The 17,314-nt window shown below is 34.8% G+C and carries 15 protein-coding genes and 1 other annotated feature; of the genes, 1 reads left to right on the top strand and 14 read right to left on the bottom strand.

The features are described from left to right. Positions 1–62 precede the first annotated feature (62 nt). From LCF45_RS10745 to LCF45_RS10675, 14 genes are all read right to left on the bottom strand, one after another. A complete protein-coding gene (locus tag LCF45_RS10745; RefSeq protein ID WP_078422326.1) occupies positions 63–4,265 on the bottom strand; it encodes a bacteriocin-processing peptidase family protein in 4,203 nt (1,400 codons plus the stop codon). A 367-nt stretch (positions 4,266–4,632) separates the two neighbouring features. Beyond that, positions 4,633–5,427, bottom strand: a complete 795-nt coding sequence (locus tag LCF45_RS10740; RefSeq protein ID WP_002127169.1) for an endonuclease/exonuclease/phosphatase family protein — start codon at positions 5,425–5,427, stop codon at positions 4,633–4,635. Further along, a complete protein-coding gene (locus tag LCF45_RS10735) occupies positions 5,421–6,305 on the bottom strand; it encodes a class I SAM-dependent methyltransferase (RefSeq protein WP_002127168.1) in 885 nt (294 codons plus the stop codon). The genes LCF45_RS10740 and LCF45_RS10735 overlap by 7 nt, the downstream gene beginning before the upstream one ends. A gap of 345 nt (positions 6,306–6,650) precedes the next feature. Continuing rightward, complete coding sequence (locus LCF45_RS10725; protein ID WP_002127167.1) at positions 6,651–6,992, bottom strand: DUF2085 domain-containing protein; 342 nt, start codon at positions 6,990–6,992, stop codon at positions 6,651–6,653. A 134-nt stretch (positions 6,993–7,126) separates the two neighbouring features. Further along, the gene (argS, locus tag LCF45_RS10720; RefSeq protein WP_003188971.1) at positions 7,127–8,815 is read right to left on the bottom strand and encodes an arginine--tRNA ligase; all 1,689 of its coding nucleotides are present in this window, start codon (positions 8,813–8,815) and stop codon (positions 7,127–7,129) included. Positions 8,816–8,860: 45 nt separating this feature from the next. Continuing rightward, positions 8,861–9,075: a binding site (T-box leader), on the bottom strand. A 40-nt stretch (positions 9,076–9,115) separates the two neighbouring features. Next, positions 9,116–9,892, bottom strand: coding sequence for a class I SAM-dependent methyltransferase (locus LCF45_RS10715; RefSeq protein WP_002127165.1), 777 nt, complete (start codon positions 9,890–9,892; stop codon positions 9,116–9,118). Positions 9,893–9,941: 49 nt separating this feature from the next. Next, positions 9,942–10,376, bottom strand: a complete 435-nt coding sequence (locus LCF45_RS10710; RefSeq protein WP_002012568.1) for a BrxA/BrxB family bacilliredoxin — start codon at positions 10,374–10,376, stop codon at positions 9,942–9,944. 82 nt (positions 10,377–10,458) lie between these two features. Then, positions 10,459–10,842: a thiol-disulfide oxidoreductase DCC family protein gene (locus LCF45_RS10705; protein ID WP_002085930.1), complete on the bottom strand. Its 384-nt coding sequence runs from the start codon at positions 10,840–10,842 to the stop codon at positions 10,459–10,461. A gap of 3 nt (positions 10,843–10,845) precedes the next feature. Next, a complete protein-coding gene (locus LCF45_RS10700; protein WP_002012566.1) occupies positions 10,846–11,973 on the bottom strand; it encodes a conserved virulence factor C family protein in 1,128 nt (375 codons plus the stop codon). Between the two features lie 149 nt (positions 11,974–12,122). Continuing rightward, positions 12,123–12,467, bottom strand: coding sequence for a single-stranded DNA-binding protein (locus LCF45_RS10695; RefSeq protein ID WP_016120134.1), 345 nt, complete (start codon positions 12,465–12,467; stop codon positions 12,123–12,125). Positions 12,468–12,628: 161 nt separating this feature from the next. Continuing rightward, the gene (locus LCF45_RS10690) at positions 12,629–12,883 is read right to left on the bottom strand and encodes a DUF4318 domain-containing protein (protein ID WP_002127142.1); all 255 of its coding nucleotides are present in this window, start codon (positions 12,881–12,883) and stop codon (positions 12,629–12,631) included. 94 nt (positions 12,884–12,977) lie between these two features. Continuing rightward, complete coding sequence (locus LCF45_RS10685; protein ID WP_016126856.1) at positions 12,978–13,709, bottom strand: Bax inhibitor-1/YccA family protein; 732 nt, start codon at positions 13,707–13,709, stop codon at positions 12,978–12,980. A 75-nt stretch (positions 13,710–13,784) separates the two neighbouring features. Continuing rightward, a complete protein-coding gene (locus LCF45_RS10680) occupies positions 13,785–15,680 on the bottom strand; it encodes an ABC-F family ATP-binding cassette domain-containing protein (protein WP_002127139.1) in 1,896 nt (631 codons plus the stop codon). Beyond that, positions 15,677–16,324: an HD domain-containing protein gene (locus LCF45_RS10675; RefSeq protein ID WP_263894798.1), complete on the bottom strand. Its 648-nt coding sequence runs from the start codon at positions 16,322–16,324 to the stop codon at positions 15,677–15,679. The genes LCF45_RS10680 and LCF45_RS10675 overlap by 4 nt, the downstream gene beginning before the upstream one ends. Before the next feature lie 109 nt (positions 16,325–16,433). Between LCF45_RS10675 and LCF45_RS10670 the strand changes: the two genes are divergently transcribed. Beyond that, entirely contained in the window at positions 16,434–17,171 is a 738-nt protein-coding gene (locus LCF45_RS10670) for a hypothetical protein (protein WP_059038030.1), read from the top strand. Positions 17,172–17,314 lie beyond the last annotated feature (143 nt).

The following is a 17,314-nucleotide window of genomic DNA, read 5'->3' as shown; positions in this document are numbered from 1 at the left end:
TTAATTGTCAACTAATTCGAAATATATTTTTATTTATACCCTTTTTCTCTATTCTTATACAATCACTTTTCAAATTCTCGCAATCCTGCTAAATCTTCATCTTCCTCTGCAAGTTCAGCGAAAAATCCTGTTTCATCTTCACGAAGCACAATTTCAAGTTCATCTCTTGCCTCTTCATTTCTGTTTAATGATGTTAAATAACAAGCATGATCGTATCTTGCTAGCAAGTCAGTAGCATCAATTGCTAATATTTCACTTGTTATTTTTTCTGCCTTTGTCGTTTGCCCAGCTCTATGATACGAAGATGCTAAAGCAAGAAGAATTGCTGTTTCATTTGGATGATGTACAGAAGCGTCTTCTAATAACTGAATCGAGTCCTCAATTCTCTCTTGACTTTGATATATTTCTGCTAAAGCAAGGAATCCTCTACTTACAAATGGCGTTTTCTCAATTAATTGCAAGTGAATTTTTTCGGCTTTTCTTTCTTCGCCTAGCTTACATAATACATTCGCTTGTAGAAGAAGTGTATCATAATCATCCGGTAGCTCGCGAACCATTTGTTTCGTTAATTCAAAAGCATCTCGTAACATATCTTCTTCTTCACACTCAATGAAAAGATTTACAAGTTGCTTCGCTACATCATAATCCCACTTATTTTCTAACGATGTTTGTAAAACCTCTATAGCTTCTTTATTCATCGCCGCATTCTCATAAAATATTGCGAAACGCTGCGCTGCCATACTATTTTTCGGATTTAACTTTAAGGAGATTTCAAATAAATCGATAACAACTGTAATCATTGAAATTTCCTTCGCACGATTTTTCATGCGATAAAATGCTCTTGTAAATATAGATTTTTTCGGTTGCTCATTTTGCTGTCTTTCTACTAATCTTTCGGCAACCGCAGTAGCTGCATACATAAACGCTATACTTCTTTCTGCTTTTTTCACCTTTAGCGTATGAAGTACGTCTCGTATCTGGGATAATTTTTTATGTTGTTCCATTGCTTTTACGTACACACCAAAAATACGTTCACTTTCCAAATCTTTATGCATTACTTTCAGCGCAACTTCGATTGCTTCTGCACTCTGCTTTTTAACTAGCAATTTCGCATAATGATATAGTACTTCCACATGCGCTTCATCTATTTTCATTGCGCATTCGATATATTCTTTTTCTTTATCTATGTCATTCATCGCGCCAAACACGTATGCAATCGCATCTAAACGCCATGTTTCAGGAACTTCTTCCTCCAATTTTTCTAGTTCAACTAGCAATTCTTCCTGAAGATTCATTTCTACTGAAAGCTGCGCTAAATATTCCATATTTATATGCATTGGTTCTTCTTTCATCGCCTGGACCATATGCTTTTGTTCTTTGGAACGATTCTCTTCTTTTTCGTATATTTCAGCAAGCTGCAAATGTACACCTAAGAAGTTCTTATCCCTTTCTAAACATGTTTCATACGCATGCTTTGCTTCTTGAAATTGCCCTAACGCCATGAATGTTTCACCGATACGGAAATACGGCAATGAATCTTGTTTTTTCTTAAGTGCATCATTATACCGTTTTATCGCCTGATCATACTGTCCAATAGATTCATATAAAACACCTGCGTAACAACCGTATTCAATTACATCCTCTTTTTCTTTTTCTAACGTTCTTAAAAATGCTATGCCTCGTTGCACAAAAGCTGTGTCTTTTATTCGATTTACATACTCATCCAACACGCTCGCTATATTAGCGTATACGCTTCGTATACCGTTCTCTAATTTAGAAAGTGCAAGTTTTAACTCTTTTTCATCCTCACCTAATGCCATTTCAGCATCCCATAACACCATACCAGCATTCATAAGGAAATCTTGATTGTCTTCAAATTGCTTATTAATACTGACAATATAGTTTTTTGCATCCTTATATTGTTCCTTTGCCATATAAACTTGAATTAAACCGAAATGAGAATATACATCTTCATTATTTTCTTCTAAAGAACGCTTATATATAGTTTCCGCTTCTTCAAGTTCATCATTTTGAAAATGAAAATCTCCTAAACGAACATATAAAGACGCCTGATCTTCACAATTTTGAATTCCTTGTAATAGAATTTCCTTCGTATTTTTCTCATCATCCAAATCCGATTCATAGATTTCCGAAAGCTTCGTATATAAATAGGCTGCTGTTTTATCTAATTGAATCGCCACTTTAAGTCCTTTTACCGCCAAATACACTTTCCCTAAATACTGAGCACATCTTGCACGTTCATACCATATGTGCGCTTCATATTTATATTCTTTTAATAAACCATTAAAGAATCCATATGCTTCTTCATATCGTTCTAAATCTATTAAAATTAAACCGTGATTTACAAGTGTAAACCTTTCTGGACTACGTTCTATAGCTGTTAGAGAATACTCTAGCCCCTTTTCGGATTGATCCATATACATGTATGATAATGCTAAGAAACTCCACGCAACTGGTTGATCTGCATCCAATTGTAATGATGAACGAAAACTAGCAATCGATTCTGCATAATTATCTTGCTCAAAAGAATAACGTCCATTTATAAAATGATACAACGCTTGATTGCTTTTCTTCTCCACACTTTGAAGCATCTGTCCTGCTTTTTCCATATCCTGCAGACGAATAAAACACTGTGCACTATGCAATTTCACAAAGTCAGAGCTCGGAAACTTTTTCATTAATTTTTCTATACAAAACTGAATAAAATCTTTATCTACTTCAGCATCTAAATGTTTAATCGTATATAACCAAGTGTTTGGGTTTTCACTTGTTTCTTTTAAAAATAGTACTAACTTTTCAATTCCCTCTTTATCTTGCTCACCTAAATGATCTGTAAGAGAAAAGATTGTTTTATAATAAGTGTGTTCTTTCTCATTTAAAAATGAAAGTTGTTCCATTCTATCTTTTGGTATAAACGTAATAGCTAAACAATCTGTATAACGATATTTTTCTTGCAACTTATCATATTCCACAAGAATCGGTTCCAAGAAATTCGGATCTTGAATATAAAAAGCTTGCAGTACATCGTCATAACCAGAAAGCACTTGTACATGGGAAGCGTGCTCAATATCTATACTTAATAAAACGGGAATACCTTGATTGAGTAATCTCTTATAATTTTCCTCATTCCCTTGAAAATAACGATATTCGTAACCTTGCTCTTCTATATATGTAACTGTATCTGAAAACTTAGAACCTGTTACATCAAAAATATGTTGTGCAATTTCATCTTGCGTACGTTTTTCTCCCCATACCCCTAACATCATTTCCAAACTTGTCGGAACGCAATAGTTATCCTTTTGTACAACCGGAACTATCGGTAAACGAACCTTTTTTCCATCAGGATTTTTTTCTATATGATGATATAGAGAATTTTTTAAACTCTTTTCACTTTTCAATAGTGCTTGCAAATCGTGAATATTATTCATTTTATAAAATGCTTCTGCACGTAAATGTATAAAATAAGTTGTATATGCATGATGCGGAAGCATATGATTGATTTTATCTATTACCGCTAACATTTCTTCATAGCGCTCTAAATCTAATAAATATTTTACTTTTTCAAAATAGAAATATGGTACTTGAGGGAACTTTGCAATCGCATCATTAATGAGTTGTAACGCTCGCTGCTGTTCACCTTTATATGCATATAATTGCGCCAATAAGTACGTAGCTAACTCTTCACAATCTTTATGCTGCTGACCGGATAAAAGTTGTTCCTCTGCCTTCTCCCACTCACCAGTCTGTATATATAAGTAACCCCATTTATCAAAAACTGCACGCGTACTATGCTTTTCCGCCTTTTGCATATAGGCATAGGCCTCTTCATTTCGCTTCATATCTAGCAAACATCTAACTAACGTAAAGTATGTTTTCGTTAAAACATCCGCATCAGTTTCCTCTTCATTTACCTTTTCCAAAGAATCTTTTAACAATTGTTCAGCATCAAGGATTTTACGCTCATCAATTAATTCATCACAATATAAAGAGAGCGTTCTCATATTTGGGAATTTTTTATAAGTATAACGAATTAAAAAGGAGCTATATTGATGCATCAAACCTTCATCAGCAAGACGAATTAATGTATCAAACTCCTTAGGTGACGAGACGTTAGAAAGCCAGTTCTTCACGTATGATAACTTATTCGTTTCTTTTATATGCGCAATTTCATTATTTATCTCATGTAATCCATCTAGGAATCTCTTTTCTTTCAAACAAATCTCTAATTGCTTAAAATCTAGCATGCATTCACCTCAAATTATTATTTATACTGCCATTTGCAAGCAGTATTCTAACCTACTTGCTTAGATTTTACACATCATATAGTATGCATTCAACTAAAACCTCATATAATGAACGATATTATTTAATATTATTCAAGTTTATAACTAAATATCTTAAAAACGATACTTTTTCTCGTTATTTTGTTTAATTTGATGAAATAACATATATTATTCGAAGATGGGTTTTATCTTCTTTTTTGAGGCTTCATTCAGTGGATGAAATTATATTAACGATTTCCTGAATATCTATTGTAACTTACAATAGATCAACGATTTGATAAGATATATCGATTTACCTAAAAAAATGACAATCATCCTATCTTTTATTTCACTTATCAAATTTTAAATCTATAAAAACACCGTAATGATCACTTGGAAATACGTGTGATGAAGTTAATGCTAAATCTCCAAATACAGATACATTTTCTATATTTAGAGATTCAAACGAATCCTTCTCTTGTATCAAAATCCAATCATATCGTTCTTCTTGCTTTTCATCCCCTATTAAATTTGTATTCTTTCCATAATCTAAAGTTGGCTGAGCAAGAATGTTATCTTGATTTTCTTTAAGCTGAGCCACGTCTATCCATTGATTACTTATTAAGTATTGATGCACCCCTGAATGTGGTTCATCATTAAAATCACCACATAATAATTCGTAGCCACTACCTCTGTTTTTAATCCAATTATTCACCGTATCCAATTGCTCTTTTCTTACCTTACTAGATTTCCAATTTAAATGAACATTCGTTATCCCGAGCTTATACTCTTTATATTTTAACATAATTCGAATGGCACAATAATTCGATTCCTCTATATCTGTTTCCCAAATAGCTTCTTCAGCTAAAATAGGAACTTTACTTAAAAAAGCTAGGCCTTCATCTGGAGAATCTGGATACTCTTTAAATACACAGACCGGATATCCAGATTGATCCGCTATATACTGCGCAACATTTTTCTTCAATTCATACTTAGCACAACTTCCCACTTCCTGTAGAGCAAGAATATGCGGGGAAATATTGCGAACCTCCTCACAAATGGCTTCTAATCTCTCAAACCAAAAACTCTCGTGATTCCATATATTGAAAGTAGCAATTCGAATTACATCACTACAATTTAACATTTTATTTCACCAAATGTAATTTTCATATTCGGAGCATAAACTAAAGATGCATGTATATGAAACACTTCAAAAAATCGTAGTTCTGCTTCATATTGAGCGAGCGCTTCAGCAAATGTTAATCCCCGACTCATTAAACGTTCTATAAATTGCTGTTTATCACCCGGATTGCCTGCAATCCCCTCTTCTTTTAGAGAATTATATAATCCTTGCTTATCATTTTGATTTAAATTAGAATCTAAAAAATTCACTTTATCACTTACTCTACATTCAATATTTTTAACACCCAATTCACTTAAATACATAGGTATTTTCATACCGATATTTCCATCTTTACCGTTTCTCTGTGTATCTCTTTCAAATAATCTCTGCAAAACACCTAGCTGGATAATTTCCGATTGATTCTCTCCATCTAATACGTATGAAGACATATTTGACATCCAATGTGGTTCAAAACAGATTATTTTACCACCTTGTTTAATTGAATGTATCATCTTCTCTAGCATCGTTTTTGGGGAACTCATATGTAATAAGAAAGCATGACTGACAGCTATATCATATTTATTTTTCAATTCAATTTCTGTCGCATCCCCCTCAATAAATTCTGTTTCATATGGGAGTGCACGAAACAACTCTCTCGCTTCAGCTATTAATGTTTCTCCCCTATCAATCCCTGTATACTTTGATCCAATTGGAAGTAAAGGCAACAAAATTAAACCTAAATAACCATATCCACAACCATAATCAACAATATGTATAGGATCAGTAATCTTCCAAACTGAATTGACTAAAAAACTTAAATAATCATCGTTATAATATAAATCTCTCGTATTTCTTAAATATGCTAGCTTACTATTCCAATCATACTCTTCCAGGTCCAACACCTCCTTTTATATACAAAACTAAAGTTCTCCATTTAATAGTCACATTCCTACACTTCTAATAAAAAAAGCTAGTATACCTTAAACGATACACTAACTTTCCCACTCACATAATTTAACAATTACAATCAGTATAATCAGTACAAGCTAATGTACTGCAATCACAGTTTCTATGTTCGTCATTTCTTTTTAGGTGAAAATAGAGTAACACAATAAATATTGTACAAATAACAAAAGCAATTACTGCTTCTATATTTCTTTCATGAATGAGAAAACTAATCCCGCTTCCTCCTGAAATAAGAATTAGAACTGAGTAAATTCAAAACATGTAAAGTTCTCCTTCCATTAATATATGCTTTTAGATGTTATCCATATAATGCTAGAGGCAATAAATAGCCCCATACCATTACCGCTTAATAAACCGGTCGTTACTCTTAGTAAATTTGTGCTGCTTCTCCATTTCCATTTTTGGGTGAATCCATCAATAAGTAACGGAATTTGAGCGGAAAATGATAGTATTATTGCAAGTAGAAACGAAGGTGTCATATAAAAATAAATTGGAAACATTAAAATACCGATAAGCATGCCTGTACAACGCGCACATAAAGGTATGTATTTTTGTAGTTTAAGGAAACTTCTTTCCGATCTTCTATGACAAGGAATTTGTAAAATAAAAGTTCGAATCAATATGAATCACCCTCTCTAAATAGATTTTAATTGATTTTGCAAAAAAATTATATATCCAATAAAAAAACAAACCAGGTTCATACTAGACCCGGTTTGTCAGTTTATTACTAAGTTCATAATAATTCTTTTCATATTTACATCTCCTCAGGTGCCCCTACCCCAAGTAAACGTAATCCCTCTTTTAATACAACCGTCACAGCGTAAGCTAATGCGAGTCTACTCTCTTTCTCTTCGTTCTCTTCTAATATACGAACATTTCCATAATATTTATTGAACGCTTGTGCTACATCTAATACGTATTTTGAAATAGTAGATGGCTCATTTTTGTTGAAGGCCGCTTCAATTACTTGCGGGAATTTATTAAGTAATTTTACGACACTCCAGCTATAATCATCTTTTAATGCAAACGTACAAGTTTCAAATTCTACACTTTCTTTTCTTAAAATTGAACAAGCACGCGCATGTGTGTACTGTACATATGGTCCTGTTTCTCCTTCAAATTTCAACATATTTTCTAATGAGAATTCGATATTATGCATACGCTCATTTTTTAAATCGTGGAAGATAACCGCTCCAACACCGACTTGTTTTGCCACGTCTTCTTTTTGTTTTAAATTCGGATTTTTCTCTTCAATATTTTGTTCCGCAAGCGCAACAGCTTCTTCTAACACTTCTTCTAATAAAATAATTCTGCCCTTACGTGTCGACATTTTCTTACCATCTTTTAATATGAACCCGAACGGTACATGTTCCATTCCATCAACCCAAGTATAGCCTAGCTTTTTTAATACAGTGAAAAATTGATTAAAATGTAAACTTTGTTCTGGTCCAACTACATAAAGTGCTTTATCAAATCCATATGTGTTTTGGCGATATAAAGCCGCCGTTAAATCACGTGTTGCGTAAATAGTTGCACCATCTGATTTTCTAATTAAGCATGGCGGCATACCTTCTTTTTCTAAATTAACGACTAATGCGCCTTCTGATTCTTCAAGTAAATCGTGCTCTTCTAAAATCCCAATAAAGTCTTCCATTTTATCGTTATAGAAAGCTTCTCCTTGAAAGTTTGTAAATTCCACACCGAGAAGTTCATAAATACGAGAAAATTCTTTTAAAGACTCATAACGGAACCAATTCCAAAGTTCGACTGCTTCTTCATTTCCTTCTTCTAGTTTTTTAAACCATGATCGTCCTTCTTCTTCTAGTTCTTTGTTCTCTTTTGCTTCTTCATGAAACTGAACATATAACTTAAATAACTCACGTATCGGATCCTCTTTAACTAACTCTTCATTTCCCCATTTTTTATATGCGGTAATTAACTTTCCAAACTGCGTGCCCCAATCGCCAATATAATTGATTCCGACAACTTCATACCCACATTTTTCGGCGATATGTTTCAGCGAATTACCAATCATTGTAGAACGTAAATGCCCCATTGAAAAAGGTTTCGCGATATTAGGAGAGGAATAATCGATAACTACCGTTTTTTCACATCCAAAGTGATTTTGACCGTACTCTTCTTTCTCCGCTAAAATTATTTTTAATACTTCATCACTTACTGTTTCACGATTAAAAAATACATTTACATAAGGACCAACAGCCTCTACTTTCGTAAAGAACGGATCATTTAATTTCTCCGCCAATTCCTTCGCTATAATAGCTGGTGATTTTTTATATTGCTTCGCTAGTGAAAAGCATGGGAACGCTGCATCTCCGAATTCATCTTGTTTTGGTGTTTCGATTAAATCTAAAATTTGATTTTGTGTTAATTCATTCGTAAAAATATTCGATAAACTTTTCGCAAACTGCGTTTTATAATTCATACTATAACCTCCTTATTTTTTAAAACACAAAAAACTCGTCTCTAAAAAAGAGACGAGTTTTAACCCGTGGTACCACCCTTGTTGTTCATTTCGAACCACTTTCCCGTTTATAACGAGGACAGGGGGCCTCGGCTTACTCTACTATTCGTTCAAGAAGCATCTCCGAAGTGCGCTTCATCTTTTTCTTCTGCACTAGGCTCACACCATCCCTAGCTCGCTTTCCTTCTGAAAAAGACTACTCTCTTCATCACAGACAGTATATTTAATTAATTATTGCTTATTATACATCTTTTCAAACAATTAGCAAGGATCAATTACACCAAAGTGAAACTTAGCACTTTTTCTTTTGTATACGTGAAAATTATGTTTTTCAAATCTAGAACTACGGAAATGATCTTTCAGAACGACACGCTTTCTCGCCACACGCTTCGCTTCCGCAATTGTTTCGTCAGTAATATCATGATACAAAGCGAAGTGTTTTAATCCTTTAATTCCATCTGATTCTATGACAGTTTCTTCGAACATTGGATCAAGGTAAACGACATCATAACTATTATCTTCACATTGTTTTAAAAATGAGTAATGCTCCGTTTGCTTCACATCGATTCGTTGCATTGCCTCATCAATTTCAGAAACAGATGAAGACCATGTTTTTAAACCATTTCCCATAATATAAGCCATATATTCATTGCCTTCAAGTCCCGTTACTTTTCCGCTTTCACCAACAATATAACTAGCTACAATACTATCTGATGCCATACCGAGCGTACAATCTAATACTGTCATTCCGCTCTCTAATTTAGCAGCTTGTACAAACGGATCGTGCTCTCCGCGCATTAACCTTTTCACACGAAACATCGCTGAGTTTGGATGAAAGAAAAACGACTCTTCCGTACCTTTTGGATAAATGGCTAATCGATTTTTCCCTACGACAAGTACATCTTGTTCATACTGCTCATGCAGTTTATGTACTGGTATGTCATTACGTTTAACGAAAGAAAGATTTAATTCTGCTGCTACCTTGTTTGCATAATCTTTCATTTCTTTATTTGTTCTTCCTGCTGTTGTTACTATCATTTTTTCACCTCTATATAAAGAAAAGAGGGAGATTCACTCTCCCCCTACTTTAGCAATTCTTTTCGAAAGCTTGTTCTAAGTTTGTAATAATTTCGTCCATTGTTGCGCCTTCAATTTCATGACGGTGAATGAAGTGAACAACTTCTTTTCCTTTTAGTAATGCCATAGATGGTGAAGATGGAGGAATTTCTCCGAAGTATTCACGCATTTTTACAGTAGCATCTTTATCTTGACCTGCAAATACAGTTACAAGATGATCAGGTTGTTTTTCAGCACGTACAACCGCTTGACCTGCTGATGGACGTGCTAAACCAGCTGCACAACCACAAACAGAGTTTACAACTACTAAAGTTGTACCTGATGCATTCTCCATAAATTCTGTTACAGCTTCTTCTGTAGTTAACTCTTCAAATCCAGAACGCACTAACTCTTGGCGCATTGGAATTACCATTTGACGCATGTATTCTTCATATGCATTTGACATCTTGTATCTCTCCTTCAACTTTCATTCCAAATTTATCATATCACGCTCTATTAATAGGTGCAAAAGAAAGATAACGATGATTTCATTTTTTTGTAGGGATTTCACAAACCCCTTCACGACAGTGTCCAACTGGGACAAGTTTTCTATTGTTGGCAATATAATCGTATACTTTACTTCCAAATCCAAGTACGATAGATAGTTTTATAAAAGGTACTGCAAACCAATAAGATGGAACGGCCTTTGCTAATACGTTAATGCTATGAATTCCGTCATACCACTTATTATTTTTTAAAATATACAATCTTTGTTCCATCTTACTTTGTAATTCTTGAGAAAGTTCATACTTCTCAACTACATCTTCATCTCGAAATGAAACAAATTTCATCTTACCCTTTTTATCTAATCTTTTCGTACGTTCTGCAACCGCCGTACACATCGGGCACCAACTATCATAGAAAACAATCATAAACTATTCCCCTTTACGAGACTCCGTCATTTGCTTCCATACTGATCCTTTTGCTTCTTCGCCGCCTTCAATACGTTCTAAAGCTAAACGTGCTTGCATCGCCACTTCAAACTCCGGATCATCTTCTGCTGCTTTTAGTGCCGGAATTGCACTTTCATCACCAAGTTCAAATAAGAACATTGCTGCACGCCAGCGTACTAATTTACTTGAATCTTTCAAAGATTTAATCATAACGAACATCGCTGCTGGATCACCTACGTCTGATAAGCAATCTCCTGCTGTACGACGAACGCTTACTGAACGATCTAATAACGCTTTATATAATAACGGCAATACTCCTTCACCTTTTACCATACCTAAATAAGCTGTTGCTAAACGGCGGATAGATACTTTCTCATCATCTAATGCCATTTTCAATACCATCATATCTTCTTCCGTTGGATCCATTTGTTCTAAAGCTGCAAAACGGTTTTTCCAGTCAGAATCTTTCATCATCTCTTCTGTTACTTTATATGGCTCACGCTTTTGAATCGTTACTTCAACAGCACCTGCTTGATCTAATAATTCTTTAACCGTTTCATTTACACGTTCTTCTGAATAAGCAGCAATAATTTCTTCTACTACTTCTTTCCCGATTTCTTCAAAATTACCGTAACGTGTACTTTGCTCTACCCACTTACGCTCTTTCACAACGTTAGGTGCAGACATTTGCACTTTCATAATTGATTCTTTAAAACGATCAGGTAAACCAACACGCTCTTCTGAGGTTCCATCTGTTAACTTCACTTGCATCGGAATTGTAAAGAACATTTGAACAAACACTTTCACTTCTCCAAAATGAGAAAGTTGTTGTTCTTCGCTTTCTTCCACTATTTCTTCACCGAAAACAGCACGAACTTGTTGTAATAAAACTTTCCAGTCATACTTCGCATTTCGCTCTACTGCTAAAAAGTCTGCAACATGATACACACCTTTAATGCCTTCAATCTTCAAAATTTCTTGCACTTGCACTGGTGCTTGTTCTTTATTTTCATTTGTATAATTATTACGCGCTCCTGATGGTAATACTTCATTCAAAATAACTTTCATTGTATTTGGACTTGGCGTCGGTTCAATTGCTTTAATCTTCACGTAAAAAACTCTCCTTTATTGCGTGTTCTTAGCTGTATTGTAACATGTTACCCCTTTATACTCCTACTCGGATGCTTAATTTTATTGATTTCTTCCCATCATCATACTTTCTCTTTCCACCTAATTAATCCGAAACTATCATTAAAATTCTAATATTTTTGCGATGCACTCTCCCGCCTTCTCTCTAAAAATGTAATATTCTCAATCAGAACTTCAGTTCTATATACTCTCTTTCCTTGTTCATCATCGTAATTACTCGTATGAATACGCCCTGTAATCCCAACAAGTGAGCCTTTCGTACAATATTCTGTTACATTTTCAGCCGACCTTCTCCATACAACACAATTAATAAAATCTACTTGTTGCTCACCTAAACTATTTCGAAAACCTCTATTCACCGCAACACATATTCGTGCATAAGCGACACCTTGTTTTGTGTAGTATAATTCTGGCTCCTTTGTCAATCTACCGATTAATACAACTCGATTCATCATAAGTTATACCACCTCACATATTTTTCTTCATTGTAAAGAAAAATGTTGGAAGGGTAAAAAGTACAAAACGGCATGTTTGTAAATAAAAAGTATTACTTTATATCTTACAAAACTAAAAAAGAAACCCTACATAGTTTAAACATGTAAGGTTTCCAAAAACATTATACTTTACTGCAAGATATGTAATATCCTCCGCGGGCCATCTTTATTTCAGCGCGGTACATTACATTTTCTAAGTAGAAAGTAATCGGTTTAACTTTACTCTCAATTTTTAATTGTTCATTACATTTAGTCGCATAGCTTTCAATAGCTGAACGAATAACTTCTGCTGATGGATATGTTAAAGCGTCATCTAGTTCTATGAAAAAACTTTTAGAAAATAGTTTTTTCATAATCCCTTTTTTCTCTTTCATCATATTCCATCCCCCTTCAATTTAAGTCGCCAACATCCATATTTTCAATTTATCTTTAAAAATAAAAAAACCTGCACATTTCATGCAGGATTTTTTATTAGTCATTTTTCGTAAAGTAAGAAACGAAACGAAGAATTTCTAAGTATAACCATACTAGCGTCATCATTAGACCCATTGCACTGTACCACTCCATATATTTTGGAGCTTGGCTACGTGCACCATTTTCGATTAAATCGAAATCTAGTAATAAATTTAATGCAGCAACTACAATAATAACTGCACTAATGATCATACCAATTGTCCCACCTTGGTGAATATATGGAACAGAAACACCGAACATGTTTAGTAAGAATACGATTAAATACATAACCATAATTCCCATTGTTGCTGCCATAACACCTGTGCGGAATTTATCAGTTACCTTCACTACGCGTGTTGCATATAAAACTAACATCGCAAATAGAATTGAGATTGTTAGTAATACAGCGTTTAAAACGATAGAATCCTGAAATTTCATTGCATAAACTGCTGAAATACTTCCTAACACTACCCCTTCTACTGCCGCATAAATCGGTGCACCAATTGGTGATATGCGCGGGAAGAAGATAGATGCAAACGCAACGATTGCCGCAATAACTAAAGCACCAATTAATACTGGCATTTTCATCGTACCATTTGACATCTGTATGTATGAATAGACAGACGTTGCAAGCAGCAAGATAAGCATAATAAACGTTTTGCCTACTGTTCCGCCAATAGTCATCGCAGAAGTATTTGCTCCCTCTTTACGGAATGCCTCTTTTTTCAACATTGGATTAGATGTTCTCATTTTTTCCCTCCTAAAATAGGTTCTACCAATAGTGTAAAGTTTTTCTCTTTACTTTTCAATATATGCAGCTTGTTTTTATTTTAATCCTTCAACGATGTCGGATAGTTCACTCCATCGTTCCATCGTTTTTTCTAGCTCTTCTTCTATCTTCTGCCCTGCTTCAGATAATTCTTGGGCCTTTGTGAAGTCAGATCCAACATTCGTAAGTTCTTCTCCAATTGATTCAAGTTTCTCTTCTAGTTGTGCAATTGTATCTTCAATTGTTTCCCATTCACGCTGCTCATTGTAAGAAAGTTTACGTTTACGTTGTTGTTTCGGAGCCTCTTCTACTACTTTTTTCTCCTTTTGAACTTCTGCTTTCTCAATGAGTTCTCTCGTTTTTTCCATTTCTAAATACTCTGTATAACTACCTAGGAATTCACGCACTTCGCCTTCGCCAGTAAAGATGAACAATTCATCTACTACTTTATCTAAGAAGTAACGGTCATGCGATACAGTTAAAACGACACCTGGGAAATCTTCTAAATAATCTTCTAGCACTGTTAATGTTTGTGTGTCTAAATCATTCGTAGGCTCATCAAGTAATAGTACGTTTGGTTCTCCCATTAAAATACGCAATAAATATAACCGTCTTCTTTCGCCACCAGATAGTTTACCAAGCGTTGTTCCATGTGAATGCGGTAGGAATAAGAAACGTTCTAACATTTGAGATGCGCCAATTACTTTTCCATCTGTCGTATGAATAACTTCCGCAATTTCTTTAATGTATTCAATCATACGCTGGTTTAAATTCATCTCTTCATTTTCTTGCGTATAATAGGCAACTTTTACAGTTTGTCCTACTTCAATTTCACCACTATCAGGAGAGAATTTTCCTGCAAGCATATTTAATAGTGATGATTTTCCGCTTCCATTTGCTCCGATGATTCCGATACGATCACCAGGCTTCACAATATGATTAAAGTTATGTAATACTGTTTTATCACCAAATTTTTTCGTTACATCTTTTAATTCAAGTACTTTCTTTCCTAAACGACTTCCACTTAGTGCAATATCAACTGATTGCTTCGCTGCTGGTCCTTCTTGTCCCTTCAGCTCATCAAAACGCTGAATACGCGCCTTTTGTTTCGTAGAACGGGCTTTTGCACCACGGCGAATCCAAGCAAGTTCACGACGATATAAATTTTGGCGTTTTGATTCTTGTGCCGATTCCTGCTCTTCACGAAGTGCTTTCGCTTCTAAAAATGTACTGTAGTTTCCTTCGTAGCTATACAGTTTACCGTTATCTAATTCAAAAATACGGTTTGTCACACGATCTAAGAAATAACGATCATGGGTTACAAGTAATACCGCACCTGTATATCTTGCTAAATATTCTTCTAACCATTCAACTGTCTCATGGTCAAGGTGGTTCGTAGGCTCATCCAAAATTAATAAATCAGGTGTTTCAATAAAACATTGCGCCATTGCAATACGCTTTTTTTGTCCACCAGATAGGTTTCCAACAGTTGCTGTAAAATCAGTAATTCCTAATTTCGTTAATAACGATTTTGCATTCGCATTTGCTTCCCATGCACTCATCGCATCCATACGTTGCTGCACTGCAAATAATTGTTCCTGTACTTTTTCATTACTTGGATCTTTTTCGATATTTAATAACGATTGTTCATAATCACGAAGAAGACGAATTAAAGGTGTATCACCATGGAACACTTGCTCTAATACTGTTAGTTTTTCATCAAACTCTGGTTGCTGTGATAAATAACTAATTGTATATCCACGTGAATGCGTCATATCACCTGTATCAGGAGTTTCTAATCCTGCAATAATTTTTAATAACGTTGATTTACCAGTACCGTTTACACCGATAATTCCGACACGTTGTCCTTCTGTAATACTACATGATAATCCATCAAATAACGGTTTTTCTCCGTATGATTTCGATAAGTTCTCCACAGTTAACATTTTCATATTTGTGCATTCCACTCTTTCATAAATTGTTCAATAAACTGTTCCATATAACGATGACGAACTTCAGCCTCTTGTTTTGCTGCGTTCGTGTTCATTAAATCTTTTAGTTTTAAAAGCTTTTCATAAAAATGATTTAAAGATGGATCATTATTTTTTCTATATTCATCTTTCGTCATCACTTCTCGAGGAGGGATAGTTGGATCATACATTAATCTCCCTTTCGCTCCTCCGTATGCAAACGTTCGAGCTATTCCAATTGCACCAAGAGCATCTAAACGATCCGCATCTTGAACAATTCTACCTTCAAATGACTCAACTGTGCCACCATGACCGCCCTTATAAGACATATTGGCGATGATATGAAGAACATGCTTACTTTCATCTTCTTCAACACGTAACTCTTCTAACCAATCAGAAACTTTTTTCATTCCTGCTTCTTCACTCTCATTTAACTTCTCATCTGCTACATCGTGAAGTAATGCTGCCATTTCAATTATAAAACGATTTCCCCCTTCTTGCTCGGATAAAGAAATCGCCAATTTATGTACGCGTTCAATATGATACCAATCATGCCCACTCGCATCTTTTTCTAAAATATGCTTTACGAAAGTTATTGTTTTTTGTATTTTTTCTTGTTTTATCATTTTATCTTCACCCAGTTACTTATTGTAACACGCCCGCATTTTTTCATCACATATTTTCTTGTCCGCCCATACACTAGGTGGTAGGCATCATTATGAAGGAGGAATAAAAATGTTCTATAATAACCAACCGCCTTACCCACAACAACCATTTTCCCCTCAACATCAGGAACAAAGATATGCCGAACAATATGAGGAGCAAGAGACACAACATCAAGAGCCACAATACGAACAAAATCCATACGCAACACCGCAAACTCAAGGAGCTGAATATCAACAAAATCCATATGACACACGTCCAAATTATGAATATCCTCAAAACCCATATGCAGCATCACCAACTCAAGAACAACAATATCAGCAAAATCCATACACAACTCAGTACACTCAAGAACAACAAAATCCATATGTACCGCAGCGCACCCAAGAACAACAATATCAGCAAAATCCATATGCAAATCAGCCACAACAGCCAATGTATCAACCAAACTCCGAACAACGTGTCTCACCACCTGCACCACCAACTATCGATCCGACGCAACCACAAATTTTACCGCCTGGTCCAACATTCGATATTACACAGCCACAAATTTTACCACCAGGACCTATTACAGAACCAACACAACAACAAATTCAACAAGTTGTCGGTACACAGTTTTTACCTTTAAAGAAACCTGTACTAGATTTCGTAAAACCTTGGGTAGATTACGGTTTAAATGAAGCAAAACATACATCACATCAACACGCTTTAACTGAGGTTGCTGCAATTATGTTCTTAGTTGGTAAAGGATTCAACCCAACGATTGCTCATTATATTGTTGAATCTTGGGAGAAGAATGAGCAGTTTTAAGGTGGTTCATTTTATATTATATAAAACTAGAAAAGTGTCACAAATGCCTGTTATACAAGCATTTGTGACACTTTTTATTTGTTATATTATATTCTATTGCAAAAGGGGATTTCATATTTTTTCACGTGTTTTTATATTATTTG

This window comes from Bacillus sp. 41-22 (genome assembly GCF_025809295.1).
Classification (GTDB): Bacteria; Bacillota; Bacilli; order Bacillales; family Bacillaceae_G; genus Bacillus_A; species Bacillus_A mycoides.
The sequence above is the reverse complement of the archived record's forward strand: the minus strand, read 5'-3'. Positions and strand labels throughout refer to the sequence as shown.

Excerpts from the sequence above, each read along its gene's own strand:
- LCF45_RS10745 (WP_078422326.1), bottom strand. The coding sequence starts at position 4,265 with ATGCTAGATTTTAAGCAATTAGAGATTTGTTTGAAAGAAAAGAGATTC.
- LCF45_RS10740 (WP_002127169.1), bottom strand. The coding sequence starts at position 5,427 with ATGTTAAATTGTAGTGATGTAATTCGAATTGCTACTTTCAATATATGG.
- argS (WP_003188971.1), bottom strand. The coding sequence starts at position 8,815 with ATGAATTATAAAACGCAGTTTGCGAAAAGTTTATCGAATATTTTTACG.
- LCF45_RS10715 (WP_002127165.1), bottom strand. The coding sequence starts at position 9,892 with ATGATAGTAACAACAGCAGGAAGAACAAATAAAGAAATGAAAGATTAT.
- LCF45_RS10710 (WP_002012568.1), bottom strand. The coding sequence starts at position 10,376 with ATGTCAAATGCATATGAAGAATACATGCGTCAAATGGTAATTCCAATG.
- LCF45_RS10705 (WP_002085930.1), bottom strand. The coding sequence starts at position 10,842 with ATGATTGTTTTCTATGATAGTTGGTGCCCGATGTGTACGGCGGTTGCA.
- LCF45_RS10695 (WP_016120134.1), bottom strand. The coding sequence starts at position 12,467 with ATGATGAATCGAGTTGTATTAATCGGTAGATTGACAAAGGAGCCAGAA.
- LCF45_RS10690 (WP_002127142.1), bottom strand. The coding sequence starts at position 12,883 with ATGATGAAAGAGAAAAAAGGGATTATGAAAAAACTATTTTCTAAAAGT.
- LCF45_RS10685 (WP_016126856.1), bottom strand. The coding sequence starts at position 13,709 with ATGAGAACATCTAATCCAATGTTGAAAAAAGAGGCATTCCGTAAAGAG.
- LCF45_RS10680 (WP_002127139.1), bottom strand. The coding sequence starts at position 15,680 with ATGAAAATGTTAACTGTGGAGAACTTATCGAAATCATACGGAGAAAAA.
- LCF45_RS10675 (WP_263894798.1), bottom strand. The coding sequence starts at position 16,324 with ATGATAAAACAAGAAAAAATACAAAAAACAATAACTTTCGTAAAGCAT.
- LCF45_RS10670 (WP_059038030.1), top strand. The coding sequence starts at position 16,434 with ATGTTCTATAATAACCAACCGCCTTACCCACAACAACCATTTTCCCCT.